Here is a 357-nt window from a genome sequence, read left to right as displayed (position 1 = left end):
GTATAAACATCATCTACTCTTTCTTTAACAGCTTTCCCTCTTTCAAGTATAATGGGTTTTAAATTAGCCCTAGCCAAAATTAAAGCTGCAAGCATACCTGCAGGTCCTGTTCCAATAACAACAGGTCTTTTACCAATATATCCATTTACTATTTGCTGTGGATAAATATATTCTTCAACTATAGATACATTCTTATATTTTTCAATATTATCATATACCTTATCACTGCTATCAAAATCTACTGTATATACATATTTGATACTATTTTTATTCCTAGCATCAATAGCTTTACCAGTTATCTTAAAATTATTTATCTCATTATCTTTTAATATTAATCTCATTTCTCTTTTTATATCT

1 protein-coding gene is annotated in these 357 nt (G+C 27.5%); it reads right to left on the bottom strand.

Features of this window, described 5'->3' with window-relative positions:
• Positions 1-341: FAD-binding protein (locus tag BT993_RS06930; protein WP_341860440.1), on the bottom strand; the 341-nt coding region annotated here is incomplete at its 3' end.
• Positions 342-357: the final 16 nt, after the last annotated feature.

The sequence above is a fragment of the Streptobacillus ratti genome (genome assembly GCF_001891165.1).
GTDB classification, from domain to species: Bacteria; Fusobacteriota; Fusobacteriia; order Fusobacteriales; family Leptotrichiaceae; genus Streptobacillus; species Streptobacillus ratti.
This window is presented reverse-complemented; position numbering and strand designations above follow the sequence as displayed.